The organism is Streptomyces sp. YIM 130001 (assembly GCF_003574445.1).
Taxonomy (GTDB): domain Bacteria; phylum Actinomycetota; class Actinomycetes; order Streptomycetales; family Streptomycetaceae; genus Streptomyces.
Window position 1 is genome coordinate 172,678 of sequence record NZ_KZ984548.1, and the last position, 16,693, is coordinate 189,370.

The 16,693-nt window shown below is 66.7% G+C and carries 12 protein-coding genes and 1 tRNA gene; 10 read left to right on the forward strand and 3 right to left on the reverse strand.

Annotation, left to right across the window (positions count from 1 at the left end):
• Positions 1-5: 5 nt before the first annotated feature.
• Positions 6-1,049 carry an adenosine deaminase gene (locus tag DSC45_RS00820; RefSeq protein ID WP_119286174.1) on the reverse strand — a complete coding sequence of 348 codons (1,044 nt, stop codon included), beginning with the start codon at positions 1,047-1,049 and terminating at the stop codon, positions 6-8.
• Positions 1,050-1,178: 129 nt separating this feature from the next.
• Complete coding sequence (locus tag DSC45_RS00825) at positions 1,179-2,405, reverse strand: pyridoxal phosphate-dependent aminotransferase (RefSeq protein ID WP_162929077.1); 1,227 nt, start codon at positions 2,403-2,405, stop codon at positions 1,179-1,181.
• A 182-nt stretch (positions 2,406-2,587) separates the two neighbouring features.
• Here DSC45_RS00825 and DSC45_RS00830 point away from each other — a divergent pair.
• From DSC45_RS00830 to DSC45_RS00880, 10 genes are all read left to right on the forward strand, one after another.
• Positions 2,588-2,660, forward strand: a tRNA-Trp gene (locus DSC45_RS00830).
• 109 nt (positions 2,661-2,769) lie between these two features.
• Positions 2,770-3,057, forward strand: a complete 288-nt coding sequence (gene secE, locus DSC45_RS00835) for a preprotein translocase subunit SecE (RefSeq protein WP_119286176.1) — start codon at positions 2,770-2,772, stop codon at positions 3,055-3,057.
• Between the two features lie 78 nt (positions 3,058-3,135).
• Complete coding sequence (nusG, locus tag DSC45_RS00840; protein ID WP_119286177.1) at positions 3,136-4,020, forward strand: transcription termination/antitermination protein NusG; 885 nt, start codon at positions 3,136-3,138, stop codon at positions 4,018-4,020.
• A gap of 190 nt (positions 4,021-4,210) precedes the next feature.
• Positions 4,211-4,645: a 50S ribosomal protein L11 gene (gene rplK / locus DSC45_RS00845; protein ID WP_119286178.1), complete on the forward strand. Its 435-nt coding sequence runs from the start codon at positions 4,211-4,213 to the stop codon at positions 4,643-4,645.
• An 83-nt stretch (positions 4,646-4,728) separates the two neighbouring features.
• Positions 4,729-5,451 (forward strand): 50S ribosomal protein L1, encoded by a 723-nt coding sequence (gene rplA / locus DSC45_RS00850; protein WP_119286179.1) that lies wholly within the window; start codon positions 4,729-4,731, stop codon positions 5,449-5,451.
• A 132-nt stretch (positions 5,452-5,583) separates the two neighbouring features.
• Entirely contained in the window at positions 5,584-6,501 is a 918-nt protein-coding gene (locus tag DSC45_RS00855; protein ID WP_119286180.1) for an SCO4651 family lipoprotein, read from the forward strand.
• Positions 6,502-6,872: 371 nt separating this feature from the next.
• A complete protein-coding gene (gene rplJ, locus DSC45_RS00860) occupies positions 6,873-7,400 on the forward strand; it encodes a 50S ribosomal protein L10 (protein WP_119286181.1) in 528 nt (175 codons plus the stop codon).
• 124 nt (positions 7,401-7,524) lie between these two features.
• On the forward strand, positions 7,525-7,908 hold the full coding sequence (gene rplL / locus DSC45_RS00865; RefSeq protein WP_119286182.1) for a 50S ribosomal protein L7/L12: 384 nt from the start codon (positions 7,525-7,527) through the stop codon (positions 7,906-7,908).
• 581 nt (positions 7,909-8,489) lie between these two features.
• Complete coding sequence (gene rpoB, locus DSC45_RS00875; RefSeq protein ID WP_119286183.1) at positions 8,490-11,972, forward strand: DNA-directed RNA polymerase subunit beta; 3,483 nt, start codon at positions 8,490-8,492, stop codon at positions 11,970-11,972.
• Between the two features lie 128 nt (positions 11,973-12,100).
• Positions 12,101-16,015: a DNA-directed RNA polymerase subunit beta' gene (locus DSC45_RS00880; RefSeq protein WP_119286184.1), complete on the forward strand. Its 3,915-nt coding sequence runs from the start codon at positions 12,101-12,103 to the stop codon at positions 16,013-16,015.
• 96 nt (positions 16,016-16,111) lie between these two features.
• Here the strand turns inward: DSC45_RS00880 and DSC45_RS00885 are convergent, their stop codons facing one another.
• Positions 16,112-16,561, reverse strand: coding sequence for a GNAT family N-acetyltransferase (locus tag DSC45_RS00885; RefSeq protein ID WP_119286185.1), 450 nt, complete (start codon positions 16,559-16,561; stop codon positions 16,112-16,114).
• Positions 16,562-16,693: the final 132 nt, after the last annotated feature.

Genomic DNA, 16,693 nt, shown 5'->3' on the forward strand with positions numbered 1-16,693 from the left:
CGTACCTAACCCGCCAGCCACCCGTCGATGTCCTTCAGCATCCCCTCGCGTACATCCGCGGGCGCCGCGGACCCGCGCACCGACTGCCGTGCCAGCTCGGCCAGTTCACCGTCGTCGAAGCCGCTGTGGGTACGGGCGATCTCGTACTGCTCCGCGAGCCGTGAGCCGAAGAGCAGCGGGTCGTCCGCACCGAGCGCCATCGGCACCCCGGCGTCGAAGAGCGTGCGCAGCGGTACGTCCTCGGGCTTCTCGTACACCCCGAGCGCCACATTGGAGGCAGGGCACACCTCGCAGGTGACCCCGCTGTCCGCGAGCTGCCGCAGCAGCCTCGGGTCCTCCGCGGCCCGCACCCCGTGCCCGATCCGGGACGCGTGCAGATCGTCCAGGCAGTCGCGGACCGAGGACGGTCCGTTCAGCTCGCCGCCGTGCGGAGCCGCGAGCAGCCCGCCCTCCCGTGCGATGGCGAAGGCCCGGTCGAAGTCCCGTGCCATACCGCGCCGTTCGTCGTTCGAGAGTCCGAAACCGACGATGCCGCGGTCCGTGTACCGCACCGCGAGCCGGGCCAGCGTGCGCGCGTCCAGCGGGTGCTTCATCCGGTTCGCGGCCACCAGTACCCGGATTCCGAGCCCGGTCTCCCGCTGAGCCGTCTCCACCGCGTCCAGGATGACCTCGATCGTCGGGATCAGACCGCCCAGCCGCGGGGCGTACGAAGTGGGGTCGACCTGGATCTCGAGCCACCGCGACCCGTCCCTGATGTCCTCCTGCGCCGTCTCGCGCACCAGACGCTGGATGTCCTCCGGGGACCGCAGACAGGACCGGGCCATGTCGTAGAGCCGCTGGAAGCGGAACCAGCCGCGCTCATCGGTGGCCCGCAGCTTCGGCGGTTCCCCGCCGGTGAGCGCATCGGGCAGGTGAACGCCGTATTTGTCGGCCAGTTCGAGCAGCGTGCTGGGCCGCATCGATCCGGTGAAGTGCAGATGCAGATGGGCCTTGGGCAGCTCTCGCAGATCCCGGGACGCGGCCTCGCCGCCGACACGTACACGCTCCATCCCAAGATCCTGCCGTACGCACCGCCCCTCCCGGTACCCGCTTTCGTTTCTGGAGCTGTGCGGAGTACGACCCGAACGAAGAAACGGGCGCCCGGGCAGACCCCGGACGCCCGTCGAAGCGGCGACGCGTCAGCTCTTCGCCTCCGCGAGCAGCTTCTGGATCCGGGACACACCCTCGACCAGGTCCTCGTCCCCGAGCGCGTACGACAGACGCAGGTAACCGGGCGTCCCGAAGGCCTCGCCCGGCACGACCGCGACCTCCACCTCGTCCAGGATCAGCGCGGCGAGCTCCACCGTGGTGGCGGGCCGCTTGCCGCGGATCTCCTTGCCGAGCAGGTCCTTGACCGAGGGGTACGCGTAGAACGCGCCCTCGGGCTCGGGGCAGAGCACCCCGTCGATCTCGTTCAGCATCCGCACGATCGTCCTGCGGCGCCGGTCGAAGGCGGTCCGCATCTCCGCGACGGCGGTCAGGTCACCGGACACCGCGGCGATGGCAGCGGCCTGCGCGACGTTGCTCACGTTGGAGGTGGCGTGCGACTGCAGGTTGGACGCGGCCTTGATGACGTCCTTCGGGGCGATCACCCAGCCCACCCGCCAACCGGTCATCGCGTACGTCTTGGCGACGCCGTTGACCACGATGCACTTGTCGCGCAGCTCGGGGACGACGACGGGCAGCGAGCTGAACTCGGCGTCTCCGTAGACGAGGTGCTCGTAGATCTCGTCGGTGAGCACCCACAGACCCTTGCCGGCGGCCCAGCGGCCGATCTCCTCGACCTGCTCGCGGGTGTAGACCGCGCCGGTCGGGTTCGACGGGGAGACGAAGAGGAGCACCTTCGTGTTCTCGGTGACGGCGGCCTCGAGCTGCTCGACCGATACGCGGTAACCGGTCGTCTCGTCGGCGGTCACGTAGACCGGCACACCGCCCGCGAGCTGGATGGACTCCGGGTAGGTGGTCCAGTACGGGGTCGGCACGACGACCTCGTCGCCCGGGTCGAGGATCGTCGCGAAGGCCTCGTAGATCGCCTGCTTGCCACCGTTGGTGACGAGCACGTTGGCCGCCTCCACCTCGTAGCCGGAGTCGCGCAGCGTCTTCGCGGCGATCGCGGCCTTGAGCTCGGGGAGCCCGCCGGCGGGCGTGTACCGGTGGTACTTGGGGTTCTTGCAGGCCTCGATCGCGGCTTCGACGATGTAGTCGGGAGTCGGGAAGTCCGGCTCGCCCGCGCCGAATCCGATCACCGGACGCCCGGCGGCCTTGAGGGCCTTGGCCTTGGCGTCGACGGCGAGGGTGGCGGACTCGGAGATCGCGCCGATGCGGGCGGAGATCCGGCGTTCGGTGGGAGGAGTTGCAGGGCTCATGGGCCCCATCGTTCCAGACCCCCGGTCCACGCGGCACCGGGGTTTGGAGGACCGCCCGGTCCCTTTCTGTTCGACGCCGGGGCGCAGACCACGTATGCTCTTCCCTCGTTGGCCTTCAGCGCCCGCACTCACTCCGCGCACTCGGTGCACTGGATCGGATGCGGTACGTTGGGGGAAATCAAAGGGTCGTAGCTCAATTGGTAGAGCACTGGTCTCCAAAACCAGCGGTTGGGGGTTCAAGTCCCTCCGGCCCTGCTTCACACACCTTTTCGCCAGGATGTGTGCGCATGTACGTACTGCAATGCACCGCCGTGCGGCTCAACCGGGCGCGGCACGGCCACGACCCGGAATCAGGTGAGGACGAGTGACGGACGCCGTGGGCTCGATCGATACGCCTGACGCCCCGGACGAGACAGACGAGTCCAAGAAGAAGGCGCGCAAGGGCGGCAAGCGCGGCAAGAAGGGCCCCTTCGGGCGCCTGGCCCTCTTCTACCGCCAGATCGTCGCGGAGCTCCGCAAGGTCGTCTGGCCGACTCGCAGCCAGCTCACGACGTACACCTCAGTGGTGATTGTCTTCGTTGTCATCATGATCGCGCTGGTGACCGTGATTGACTATGGCTTCTCGGAAGTCGTCAAGTACGTCTTCGGTTAACAGCCGAGCGAAGGGCGCCGGATCCGGCGCCCGCTTTCGCGCGTTCCACCCCTCTGTATCCAGGAAGAAGCAGCCACCGTGTCTGACCCGAACCTGAACGACGCCATCGAGCCTCGCGGGGATGCTGTCGAGTCCGCCGAGGACGAGCTGGACATCGTCGAGGCGGCTGACTCCGAGGACCCGGACCAGGCCGAGGCTGCCGACATCGCTGCCGGCGAAGCCGCGGAGGACGCGGCCGTGCACGTCGAGGCGGACGCCGAGGCGGTCGCGGAGACCGCCGAGGACGAGGCAGCCGTCGAGGCCGAAGCACTCGAGGAAGCGGAAGCCGTCGAGGAGGCCGAGCCGGTCGACCCGATCGCTTCCCTGCGGGAAGAACTGCGCACGCTGCCCGGCGAGTGGTACGTCATCCACACCTACGCCGGCTACGAGAACCGCGTGAAGACCAACCTCGAGCAGCGCGCCGTCTCGCTGAACGTCGAGGACTTCATCTTCCAGGCCGAGGTGCCGCAGGAAGAGGTCGCGCAGATCAAGAACGGCGAGCGCAAGACCGTCCGGCAGAACAAGCTCCCGGGCTACGTCCTGGTCCGCATGGACCTGACGAACGAGTCCTGGGGCGTCGTCCGTAACACCCCCGGCGTCACCGGCTTCGTGGGCAACGCCTACGACCCGTACCCGCTGACCCTGGACGAGATCGTCAAGATGCTGGCCCCGGAGGCCGAGGAGAAGGCCGCCCGCGAGGCGGCCGAGGCCGAGGGCAAGCCGGCACCGTCCCGCAAGGTCGAGGTCCAGGTTCTGGACTTCGAGGTGGGCGACTCGGTCACCGTCACCGACGGCCCGTTCGCGACGCTGCAGGCCACGATCAACGAGATCAACGCCGACTCGAAGAAGGTCAAGGGCCTCGTCGAGATCTTCGGCCGCGAGACCCCGGTCGAGCTCAGCTTCGACCAGATCCAGAAGAACTGACGGACCGTTCGTCGGTCCCCCGGTTCGTACGGAACACAAAGCCTCCGAACAGGTCAGAACGGCTGCTGAAGCCGTTCTGACCTGCTCGGTTTTTGGCCGCACATGGATACCCGTTATCGTTGTGCGGTATGCCTCGATCCGATGTGTCGGATCGAGGCGGATCACCTCTCACTAGGACCCGGAGAGAGCTATGCCTCCCAAGAAGAAGAAGGTCACGGGGCTCATCAAGCTCCAGATCCAGGCCGGCGCGGCCAACCCGGCACCGCCGGTCGGCCCCGCGCTCGGTCAGCACGGCGTCAACATCATGGAGTTCTGCAAGGCCTACAACGCCGCGACCGAGTCGCAGCGCGGTTGGGTCGTGCCGGTGGAGATCACGGTCTACGAGGACCGTTCCTTCACCTTCATCACGAAGACCCCGCCGGCCGCCAAGATGATCCTCAAGGCCGCGGGCGTCCAGAAGGGCTCCGGCGAGCCGCACAAGACCAAGGTCGCCAAGGTCACCGAGGCGCAGATCCGCGAGATCGCGCAGACCAAGATGGAAGACCTGAACGCGAACGACCTCGAGTCGGCGTCGAAGATCATCGCCGGTACCGCTCGTTCCATGGGCGTCACGGTCGAGGGCTGACCTCCACCCCCGTCTGACCTGAAGTGGAAGGACCACGCGCTGGTCCGCACCACGACTCCACACCTGAGACTCCAGGAGTAGAAGTGAAGCGCAGCAAGACCCTCCGCGCTGCGGACGCCAAGATCGACCGGGACAAGCTCTACGCCCCGCTCGAGGCCGTCCGTCTCGCCAAGGAGACCACCACGACCAAGTTCGACGGCACCGTCGAGATCGCCTTCCGCCTGGGTGTCGACCCGCGCAAGGCCGACCAGATGGTCCGTGGCACCGTGAACCTTCCGCACGGCACCGGCAAGACCGCCCGGGTCCTGGTCTTCGCGACCGGTGACCGTGCCGAGGCCGCGCGTGCCGCGGGCGCCGACATCGTCGGCGCCGACGAGCTCATCGACGAGGTGTCGAAGGGCCGGCTCGACTTCGACGCCGTCGTCGCCACCCCGGACCTCATGGGCAAGGTCGGCCGCCTCGGCCGCGTGCTCGGTCCCCGTGGCCTGATGCCGAACCCGAAGACCGGCACCGTCACCCCCGATGTCACCAAGGCTGTGAACGACATCAAGGGCGGCAAGATCGAGTTCCGCGTGGACAAGCACTCCAACCTGCACTTCATCATCGGCAAGGTGTCCTTCGACGACGCCAAGCTGGTGGAGAACTACAGTGCCGCGCTGGAGGAGATCCTGCGTCTCAAGCCGTCCGCGGCGAAGGGCCGTTACATCAAGAAGGCCGCCCTCTCGACCACGATGGGCCCCGGCATTCAGCTCGACCCGAACCGCACCCGCAACCTCCTCACCGAGGAGGACCCGGCCGCCGTCTGACCCCCCGGGTCGATGAACGGCCGCGGAGCGTACGCGCTTTGCACACGAGCCCCGCAACCTTACGAGGTGCGGGGCTCGTCCCTTTTCACGTACGTTGCTGCCGACACTTGTATGAAGACTGGGGTGGGAACTATGACCAACAGGGCTCTGCGACGCGCCTGCGTATCGCTGGTGGCTGCGGCCGCTCTGACGGGCGTCGCCGCCTGTGGCGGCTCTTCGGACGGTGACGGCGGTTCCTCGGCCAAGGGTGGGGACAAGGGGAGCAGCGGGAAGAAGGAGGGCGGCGGCTTCAGCCCGCTCGCCGCCCTGCGGACCGTCGCGGACACGACCGACAAGGCCGAGTCGTCGAAGATCGAGGGCACCACGGTCATGGGCAGCCAGATGTCCATGAAGATGAACGGTGCGATGTCCTGGAACAAGGGCGTGGTCGGCGACATGAAGGTCAACTTCACCGGCGGCGCGATGGCGCAGCAGATGAAGCAGCTCGGCGGTTCGTCGATCGACTACCGGTACCTGCCGGACGCCTACTACGCGAACATGGGGGACGAGTTCGCGAAGCAGGCAGGCGGCAAGCACTGGATCAAGTACGACTACGAGACGCTGGCCCAGATGGCAGGCGCCTCGGGAGAGTACCTCAAGGACCAGATGGAGAACACGACACCGAACCAGTCGGTGAAGATGCTCCTGGCCTCAGGTGACGTCAAGAAGGTCGGCGACGAGAAGGTCCGTGGCGTCGACGCCACCCACTACTCGGGCACCGTCGACGTGGCCGACCTCGCGGGCAAGAGCTCGGACCTGGACGCCAAGCAGCTGTCCGCACTGAAGAAGCAGCTCGACCAGGCCGGCCTCAAGACCGAGAAGGTCGACATCTGGGTCGACGACGAGGACCTCCTGGTGAAGAAGACCGAGAAGGGCGAGACCAAGGACGGCACCTTCTCGTCCACGGTCTTCTACTCGGACTACGGCACCGAGGTGGACACGACCGAGCCGTCGGCCGGGGACACCATGGACTTCAAGGAGCTCGTGAAGCAGCAGCAGCCGCAGTCGTAGCAGCTGTCCTGACGCCCGGTACCGGCCCTCGCGGGGTCCGGTGCCGGGCGATTTGCTCGACGTGGACGCGTTCGCGTACTCTTCCCGAGAAGCCAAAGACCGCTGGTTGTTGCTGTGTGCCTGTAGGTACGCGGTGGCCGAAGGATCCGCTGAATGCGGACGGCCCGCGCAGGTGACTGTGGAAGTGCTCCCGGACTGTGTCCGGTAGAGCTCAGCCCCGTGCGCCTTCGCTCGGGGCGTTTCGCTTTGTACAGGCTGTTTTCAGACTGTGCTCCAGTCCCTTCCTCGTGTGCCTGATGCAGGCGGTCCGGCGAACGCGGCTGATCGAAAGGTCAGTCGAGGATCATCACCCCGGAAGGAGGCCGAGGCTCATGGCGACGTCCGACAAGGTCGCAGCCGTCGACGAGATCACTGGAAAGCTCCGTGACTCCAACGCGACTGTCATCACTTCGTACACCGGACTGTCCGTTGCACAGCTCCGGCAGCTGCGTCGTTCTCTCGGTGAGGACGCTCAGTACCGTGTGGTGAAGAACACGCTGACCAAGATCGCGGCCAAGGAGGCCGGGGTCGAGCTGGACGAGCACCTCAGTGGCTCGACGGCTGTCGCCTTCGTGACCGGTGACCCGGTCACGGCTGCGAAGGGTCTCCGTGACTTCGCCAAGGACAACCCCGCTCTCGTCATCAAGGGCGGCGTCCTTGACGGCAAGACGATGTCTGCCGACGAGTTCAAGAAGCTCGCGGACCTCGAGTCCCGCGAGGTTCTGCTCAGCAAGCTGGCGGGCGCCATGAAGGGCAAGCAGTCTTCGGCTGCCGCGCTCTTCCAGGCGCTTCCCTCGAAGTTCGTCCGCACCGCGGAGGCGCTTCGTGCCAAGCAGGCCGAGCAGGGCGGTGCCGAGTAATTCGGCTCGCGTAATGGCAGCCCGTGTCCAGGTACGCCTGGGCGGGAGGCCGCAGCGGGCCTGAACGTACGCCCGCCTCACATGTACACCCGGCACCAGCCGAATTAGTGGAAGGACCGCCACCATGGCGAAGCTCACCCAGGACGACCTGCTCGCGCAGTTCGAGGAGATGACCCTCATCGAGCTCTCCGAGTTCGTGAAGGCCTTCGAGGAGAAGTTCGACGTCACCGCCGCCGCCCCGGCCGCCGTCGCCGTTGCGGGCCCGGGTGCCCCGGCCGCCGAAGAGGTTGTCGAGCAGGACGAGTTCGACGTCGTCCTCACCGGCGCCGGCGACAAGAAGATCCAGGTCATCAAGGTCGTGCGTGAGCTGACCTCGCTGGGTCTGAAGGAGGCCAAGGACCTCGTCGACGGCACCCCGAAGCCGGTCCTCGAGAAGGTCGCCAAGGACGCCGCGGACAAGGCCAAGGAGTCCCTCGAGGGCGCCGGCGCCACCGTCGAGGTCAAGTGACCCACGGAGTCTGCTGACTCCTCGCGCGAAACCGCGCATCGCGCTGTAACGCGCAAGCACTGAAGGGCGATCACCCATATGGGTGGTCGCCCTTCGGCGTCCTTGGGGAGGCTGCCTTGCGTGGCGGTTGCGGCCGAGTATGGTGATCTTGGTTGTGCCCAGACCCGGTCCGGTGGCGATCACAAGGGCTCGGATTTGGACTGGGGGGCCTTGACGAACCGCACGCGGCGCGCAATTCTCAGGACGCGTCGTCACATCGATCCGTATCCGAGGCATGGATCGGTGGCGAAGAGGGCAGTGTGGATATGGCGCCGAACGGCGAGGGGTCGGCCGAAGGTGTTGATAACGGCGGGATGCCGAGGATGTCGTGGGTCTTGAAAAATACCCGCTCTGGACATCAGTGGGCCAAGTGGCTACACTGACCCTTTGCGCTGCCTGTTAGCTGCCCCCTGCCCGTCACCAGGGGCAAGCCCTCGCATGAGCCATCGCCGATCGACATCCCTGAGGTGGGAGTTCTTGGCGTCGGCTTTTGTGGGACCGGCACGCGCGTAGTGAGTCCGAGCCCTCGGAAGGACCCCCTCTTGGCCGCCTCGCGCACCGCCTCGACCGCGAATACGAACAACGGCGCCAGCACCGCCCCGCTGCGCATCTCTTTTGCAAAGATCAGGGAGCCCCTCGAGGTTCCGAACCTTCTTGCGCTGCAGACCGAAAGCTTTGACTGGCTGCTCGGCAATGACGCGTGGAAGGGTCGTGTCGAGGCAGCCCTGGACAGTGGACAGGACGTCCCCACCAAGTCCGGTTTGGAGGAGATCTTCGAGGAGATCTCCCCGATCGAGGACTTCTCCGGGTCGATGTCGCTGACCTTCCGCGACCACCGCTTCGAGCCCCCGAAGAACTCGATCGACGAGTGCAAGGAGCGCGACTTCACGTACGCCGCTCCGCTCTTCGTCACCGCAGAGTTCACGAACAACGAGACCGGCGAGATCAAGTCCCAGACGGTCTTCATGGGCGACTTCCCGCTCATGACCGACAAGGGCACCTTCTGCATCAACGGCACCGAGCGTGTCGTCGTCTCGCAGCTGGTCCGCTCGCCCGGCGTCTACTTCGACTCCTCCATCGACAAGACGTCCGACAAGGACATCTTCTCCGTCAAGGTCATCCCGTCACGTGGTGCCTGGCTGGAGATGGAGATCGACAAGCGCGACATGGTCGGTGTGCGCATCGACCGCAAGCGCAAGCAGTCCATCACCGTTCTCCTGAAGGCTCTCGGTTGGACCACCGAGCAGATCCTCGAGGAGTTCGGCGAGTACGAGTCCATGCGCGCCACCCTGGAGAAGGACCACACCCAGGGGCAGGACGACGCGCTGCTCGACATCTACCGCAAGCTGCGTCCGGGCGAGCCCCCGACGCGTGAGGCCGCGCAGACTCTGCTCGAGAACCTCTACTTCAACCCGAAGCGCTACGACCTCGCGAAGGTCGGCCGTTACAAGGTCAACAAGAAGCTGGGTGCGGACGCTCCGCTCGACGCGGGCATCCTCACGGTCGAGGACATCATCGCCTCGATCAAGTACCTGGTGAAGCTGCACGCCGGCGAGACCGAGACGGTCGGGGACAACGGCCAGGGCGTCGTCGTCGAGACCGACGACATCGACCACTTCGGCAACCGCCGCATCCGCAGCGTCGGCGAGCTCATCCAGAACCAGGTCCGTACGGGTCTGGCTCGTATGGAGCGCGTGGTCCGTGAGCGGATGACGACTCAGGACGTCGAGGCGATCACGCCGCAGACCCTGATCAACATCCGGCCGGTCGTCGCCTCCATCAAGGAGTTCTTCGGCACCAGCCAGCTGTCGCAGTTCATGGACCAGACGAACCCGCTGTCGGGCCTGACGCACAAGCGTCGTCTCAACGCGCTCGGCCCGGGTGGTCTGTCCCGTGAGCGGGCCGGCTTCGAGGTCCGTGACGTGCACCCCTCGCACTACGGCCGCATGTGTCCGATCGAGACGCCCGAAGGACCGAACATCGGTCTGATCGGTTCGCTCGCCTCGTACGGCCGGGTCAACGCCTTCGGTTTCATCGAGACTCCGTACCGCAAGGTCGTCGACGGCGTCGTCACCGACGACGTCGACTACCTGACGGCCGACGAAGAGGACCGATTCGTCATCGCGCAGGCCAACGCGCCGCTGACGAACGATCTGCACTTCGCCGAGAACCGCGTCCTGGTCCGCCGCCGTGGCGGCGAGGTCGACTACATCCCGGGCGACGACGTCAACTACATGGACGTCTCGCCGCGCCAGATGGTGTCGGTCGCGACCGCGATGATCCCGTTCCTCGAGCACGACGACGCCAACCGCGCGCTCATGGGATCGAACATGATGCGCCAGGCCGTTCCGCTGATCAAGGCGGAGTCGCCGCTGGTCGGCACCGGCATGGAGTACCGCTGCGCGGTCGACGCCGGCGACGTCATCAAGGCCGAGAAGGACGGTGTCGTCCAGGAGGTCTCCGCGGACTACGTCACGGTGGCCAACGACGACGGCACGTACACCACGTACCGCATCGCCAAGTTCTCCCGCTCCAACCAGGGCACCTCCTTCAACCAGAAGGTCGTCGTCAACGAGGGCGCGCGTGTCATCGAGGGCCAGGTCCTCGCGGACGGCCCCTCGACCGAAGACGGCGAGATGGCGCTCGGCAAGAACCTCCTCGTGGCGTTCATGCCGTGGGAGGGCCACAACTACGAGGACGCCATCATCCTCAGCCAGCGTCTGGTGCAGGACGACGTCCTCTCCTCGATCCACATCGAGGAGCACGAGGTCGACGCCCGTGACACCAAGCTCGGTCCGGAGGAGATCACCCGGGACATCCCGAACGTCTCCGAGGAGGTCCTCGCCGACCTCGACGAGCGCGGCATCATCCGGATCGGTGCCGAGGTCGTCGCCGGCGACATCCTCGTCGGCAAGGTCACGCCCAAGGGCGAGACCGAGCTGACGCCCGAGGAGCGCCTGCTGCGCGCGATCTTCGGCGAGAAGGCCCGCGAGGTCCGTGACACCTCACTGAAGGTGCCGCACGGCGAGACCGGCAAGGTCATCGGCGTCCGCGTCTTCGACCGCGAGGAGGGCGACGAGCTTCCCCCCGGTGTGAACCAGCTGGTGCGCGTGTACGTGGCGCAGAAGCGCAAGATCACCGACGGTGACAAGCTCGCCGGCCGTCACGGCAACAAGGGCGTCATCTCGAAGATCAACCCGATCGAGGACATGCCGTTCCTGGAGGACGGCACCCCGGTCGACATCATCCTCAACCCGCTCGGTGTCCCGTCCCGAATGAACCCGGGACAGGTCCTGGAGATCCACCTCGGCTGGCTCGCCAGCCAGGGCTGGAACGTCCAGGGTGCCGAGGAGTGGATGGAGCGCCTGAAGGCGATCGGCGCCGACGAGGTGGCCCCCGGGTCCAACGTCGCGACGCCGGTCTTCGACGGTGCCCGCGAGGACGAGATCGCCGGCCTCTTCGAGTCCACGGTCCCGAACCGCGACGGCAACCGGATGGTGCTGCCCTCGGGCAAGGCCAACCTGTTCGACGGCCGGTCCGGCGAGCCGTTCCCGGAGCCGATCTCCGTCGGCTACATGTACATCCTCAAGCTCCACCACCTGGTCGACGACAAGCTGCACGCTCGGTCGACCGGCCCGTACTCGATGATCACCCAGCAGCCGCTCGGTGGTAAGGCGCAGTTCGGTGGCCAGCGCTTCGGTGAGATGGAGGTGTGGGCGCTGGAGGCTTACGGCGCCGCGTACGCCCTCCAGGAGCTGCTGACGATCAAGTCCGACGACGTGACCGGCCGCGTGAAGGTCTACGAGGCCATCGTCAAGGGCGAGAACATCCCGGAGCCCGGCATCCCCGAGTCCTTCAAGGTGCTCATCAAGGAGATGCAGTCCCTGTGCCTGAACGTGGAGGTGCTGTCCTCGGACGGCATGTCCATCGAGATGCGCGACACGGACGAGGACGTCTTCCGCGCCGCGGAGGAGCTCGGTATCGACCTGTCCCGGCGCGAGCCGAGCAGCGTCGAAGAGGTCTGACGGGTCTGGTCGGGGCCTCTCCCTGAGAGGCCCCGACCCCGCCCCGGACCCGTACAGACCATGATTTAGCGCCCTTTCGCTCGCTGAGTGCGAGGGGCACGACCCCCGAAAGAGGGATTGACGACAAAGTGCTCGACGTCAACTTCTTCGACGAGCTGCGGATCGGCCTTGCCACCGCGGACGACATCCGGACCTGGTCCCACGGCGAAGTGAAGAAGCCGGAGACCATCAACTACCGCACGCTCAAGCCCGAGAAGGACGGACTCTTCTGCGAGAAGATCTTCGGTCCGACCCGGGACTGGGAGTGCTACTGCGGCAAGTACAAGCGTGTCCGCTTCAAGGGCATCATCTGCGAGCGCTGCGGCGTCGAGGTCACTCGCGCCAAGGTGCGTCGTGAGCGGATGGGCCACATCGAGCTTGCCGCTCCCGTCACCCACATCTGGTACTTCAAGGGCGTCCCGTCGCGCCTGGGATACCTGCTCGACCTCGCGCCGAAGGACCTCGAGAAGGTCATCTACTTCGCCGCCTACATGATCACGTTCGTGGACGAGGAGCGTCGTACCCGCGACCTGCCGTCCCTGGAGGCACACGTCTCCGTCGAGCGCCAGCAGATCGAGAACCGGCGGGACTCGGACCTCGAGGCCCGCGCCAAGAAGCTCGAGACCGACCTGGGCGAGCTCGAGGCCGAGGGTGCCAAGGCCGATGTGCGCCGCAAGGTGCGCGAGGGCGCCGAGCGTGAGATGAAGCAGCTGCGTGACCGTGCGCAGCGCGAGATCGACCGTCTCGACGAGGTGTGGAGCCGCTTCAAGAACCTCAAGGTCCAGGACCTCGAGGGCGACGAGCTGCTCTACCGCGAGCTGCGTGACCGTTTCGGCACGTACTTCGACGGCTCGATGGGTGCCGCGGCGCTGCAGAAGCGCCTCGAGTCCTTCGACCTCAACGAGGAGGCCGAGCGCCTCCGCGAGATCATCCGTACCGGCAAGGGCCAGAAGAAGACCCGTGCGCTCAAGCGCCTCAAGGTCGTCTCCGCGTTCCTGCAGACCAGCAACAGCCCCAAGGGCATGGTGCTCGACTGCGTGCCGGTCATCCCGCCGGACCTGCGTCCGATGGTGCAGCTGGACGGTGGCCGCTTCGCGACCTCCGACCTGAACGACCTGTACCGCCGCGTGATCAACCGCAACAACCGCCTGAAGCGCCTTCTCGACCTCGGTGCCCCCGAGATCATCGTGAACAACGAGAAGCGCATGCTCCAGGAGGCCGTCGACGCGCTCTTCGACAACGGCCGTCGTGGTCGCCCGGTCACGGGCCCCGGCAACCGCCCGCTGAAGTCGCTGTCCGACATGCTCAAGGGCAAGCAGGGCCGCTTCCGTCAGAACCTGCTCGGTAAGCGTGTGGACTACTCCGCGCGTTCCGTGATCGTCGTCGGTCCGCAGCTCAAGCTGCACCAGTGCGGTCTGCCGAAGGCCATGGCGCTGGAGCTCTTCAAGCCGTTCGTGATGAAGCGTCTGGTCGACCTGAACCACGCGCAGAACATCAAGTCGGCCAAGCGCATGGTCGAGCGCGGCCGCACGGTCGTGTACGACGTCCTGGAAGAGGTCATCGCCGAGCACCCGGTTCTGCTGAACCGTGCGCCGACGCTGCACCGCCTCGGCATCCAGGCCTTCGAGCCGCAGCTGGTCGAGGGCAAGGCCATTCAGATCCACCCGCTCGTCTGTACCGCGTTCAACGCGGACTTCGACGGTGACCAGATGGCCGTTCACCTGCCGCTCTCCGCGGAGGCGCAGGCCGAGGCGCGCATCCTGATGCTGTCCTCGAACAACATCCTGAAGCCGGCCGACGGCCGTCCGGTCACCATGCCGACTCAGGACATGGTGCTCGGCACGTTCTTCCTCACGACCGACGAGGCGGAGCGCAAGGTCATCGGTGAGGGCCGTTCCTTCGGCTCCTCGGCCGAGGCGACCATGGCGTTCGACGCCAAGGAGCTCTCGCTGCAGGCGAAGGTCGACATCCGCTTCCCGGTGGGCACCATCCCGCCGCGCGGCTGGACCCCGCCGGCCGAGGACGAGGCCGACGAGGCACTCGGCCAGGGCCCCTGGCAGCAGGGCGACTCGTTCCGTCTGCGGACGACCCTGGGCCGCGCGCTCTTCAACGAGCTGCTGCCCGAGGACTACCCGTTCGTGGACTACACGGTCGGCAAGAAGCAGCTCTCCGAGATCGTCAACGACCTCGCCGAGCGCTACCCGAAGGTCATCGTGGCGGCGACGCTCGACAACCTGAAGGCGGCCGGCTTCTTCTGGGCGACCCGCTCCGGCGTCACCGTGGCCATCTCCGACATCGTCGTCCCCGACGCGAAGAAGGAGATCGTCGCCGGGTACGAGGCGCAGGACGAGAAGGTCCAGAAGCAGTACGAGCGCGGTCTGATCACCAAGGACGAGCGCACCAACGAACTGATCACCATCTGGACGCGTGCGACGGCCGAGGTCGCCGACGCGATGAACGCGAACTTCCCGAAGACCAACCCCATCTACATGATGGTGAATTCGGGCGCTCGCGGAAACATGATGCAGATGCGTCAGATCGCCGGTATGCGTGGTCTGGTGTCCAACGCCAAGAACGAGACCATCCCGCGGCCCATCAAGGCCTCGTTCCGTGAGGGTCTGTCCGTACTGGAGTACTTCATCTCCACGCACGGTGCCCGTAAGGGTCTGGCGGACACCGCCCTGCGTACGGCCGACTCGGGTTACCTGACCCGTCGTCTGGTCGACGTCTCGCAGGACGTGATCATCCGCGAGGAGGACTGCGGCACCGACCGCGGTCTGAAGCTGCGGATCGCCGAGAAGGGCGCCGACGGCATCCTGCGGAAGGCCGAGGACGTCGAGACCTCGGTGTACGCCCGCATGCTCGCCGAGGACGTCGTCATCGACGGCAAGGTCATCGCGCCGGCCAACGTGGACCTCGGTGACGTGCTCATCGACGCCCTGGTCGCCAACGGCGTCGAGGAGGTCAAGACCCGCTCGGTCCTGACCTGTGAGTCGGCGGTCGGCACCTGTGCCTTCTGCTACGGCCGTTCGCTCGCCACCGGCAAGCTGGTCGACATCGGTGAGGCGGTCGGCATCATCGCCGCCCAGTCCATCGGTGAGCCCGGTACCCAGCTGACGATGCGTACCTTCCACACCGGTGGTGTGGCCGGTGACGACATCACCCAGGGTCTGCCCCGTGTCGTCGAGCTCTTCGAGGCTCGTACGCCGAAGGGTGTCGCCCCGATCTCCGAGGCCGCCGGCCGCGTGCGGATCGAGGAGACCGAGAAGACCAAGAAGCTCGTCGTCACCCCGGACGACGGCAGCGACGAGACGCCGTTCCCGATCTCGAAGCGTGCCCGTCTGCTCGTGGGCGAGGGCGACCACGTCGACGTGGGCCAGAAGCTCACGGTGGGTGCCACCAACCCGCACGACGTGCTGCGGATCCTCGGTCAGCGCGCGGTCCAGGTCCACCTGGTCGGCGAGGTCCAGAAGGTCTACAACTCGCAGGGTGTGTCGATCCACGACAAGCACATCGAGATCATCATCCGGCAGATGCTCCGCCGCGTGACGATCATCGAGTCCGGCGACGCGGAGCTGCTGCCGGGCGAGCTCGTCGAGCGCTCGAAGTTCGAGACGGAGAACCGCCGGGTCGTCACGACCGGTGGACACCCGGCCTCGGGTCGTCCGCAGCTGATGGGTATCACCAAGGCCTCGCTGGCGACGGAGTCCTGGCTGTCGGCCGCCTCCTTCCAGGAGACGACCCGAGTGCTGACGGACGCGGCGATCAACGCCAAGTCCGACTCGCTCATCGGCCTCAAGGAGAACGTCATCATCGGTAAGCTCATCCCGGCCGGTACGGGTCTGTCCCGCTACCGCAACATCCGGGTGGAGCCCACCGAGGAGGCCAAGGCCGCGATGTACTCGGCCGTCGGCTACGACGACATCGACTACTCGCCGTTCGGCACCGGCTCCGGCCAGGCTGTCCCGCTGGAGGACTACGACTACGGTCCGTACAACCAGTAAGCGAGCAGCTTGAGTTGAAGGGCGGTCACCCCTGTCGGGGGTGACCGCCCTTCGGCGTTCTGCGGGGGTGTGGGAGTGGGGGAGTGTGCTGCCCGCTCACAGCTCCCGCTCGTAGCACTGGGACGCCGCCACGTCCGCGTACGGGCCGAAGTTGGGGATGCGGCGGTAGCCGGAGCGGGTGTAGAAGCGGACGGCGTCGGGCTGGTTGTCGCCGGTCTCCAGGCGGAGTCGGGTCAGGTTCCGGGCGCGGGCGCGGTCCTCGAGGGCGGCGAGTACGAGGGACGCGGCGCCGGAACCGCGGGCCGGCGGGTCCACGTACATGCGCTTGATCTCACCTGTGCCGGCGTCGAGGTCGCGCAGGGCGCCGCAGGCGATGGGGGAGCCGTCGTCCGCGTAGGCCACGAGGAACACCGCGATGTCGTCGGCGGAGGGTGGGACGCCCGGCTCGCTGTCGTCGGTGCCGTACCGCCGGGCGATCTCCGCCCGCTGGCCGGCACGGAGCGCGGAGGCGTCCGGGTGGTGCCAATCGACCTGTTCAATCCGCATGCGCAGGATTGTCGTCGGCGGCTGTTTCGTCCCGGTAACGTCCGGCAGGTGCGGGCGACAAGTCCGGCGTGTCGGGGGCCATCGCATTTGTTTTGACCGGAGTCCGTGAGGTAGGTACGCTCAGACCTTGTG

Excerpts from the sequence above, each read along its gene's own strand:
- DSC45_RS00820 (WP_119286174.1), bottom strand. The coding sequence starts at position 1,049 with ATGGAGCGTGTACGTGTCGGCGGCGAGGCCGCGTCCCGGGATCTGCGA.
- DSC45_RS00825 (WP_162929077.1), bottom strand. The coding sequence starts at position 2,405 with ATGAGCCCTGCAACTCCTCCCACCGAACGCCGGATCTCCGCCCGCATC.
- rplK (WP_119286178.1), top strand. The coding sequence starts at position 4,211 with ATGCCTCCCAAGAAGAAGAAGGTCACGGGGCTCATCAAGCTCCAGATC.
- DSC45_RS00855 (WP_119286180.1), top strand. The coding sequence starts at position 5,584 with ATGACCAACAGGGCTCTGCGACGCGCCTGCGTATCGCTGGTGGCTGCG.
- rplJ (WP_119286181.1), top strand. The coding sequence starts at position 6,873 with ATGGCGACGTCCGACAAGGTCGCAGCCGTCGACGAGATCACTGGAAAG.
- rplL (WP_119286182.1), top strand. The coding sequence starts at position 7,525 with ATGGCGAAGCTCACCCAGGACGACCTGCTCGCGCAGTTCGAGGAGATG.
- DSC45_RS00885 (WP_119286185.1), bottom strand. The coding sequence starts at position 16,561 with ATGCGGATTGAACAGGTCGATTGGCACCACCCGGACGCCTCCGCGCTC.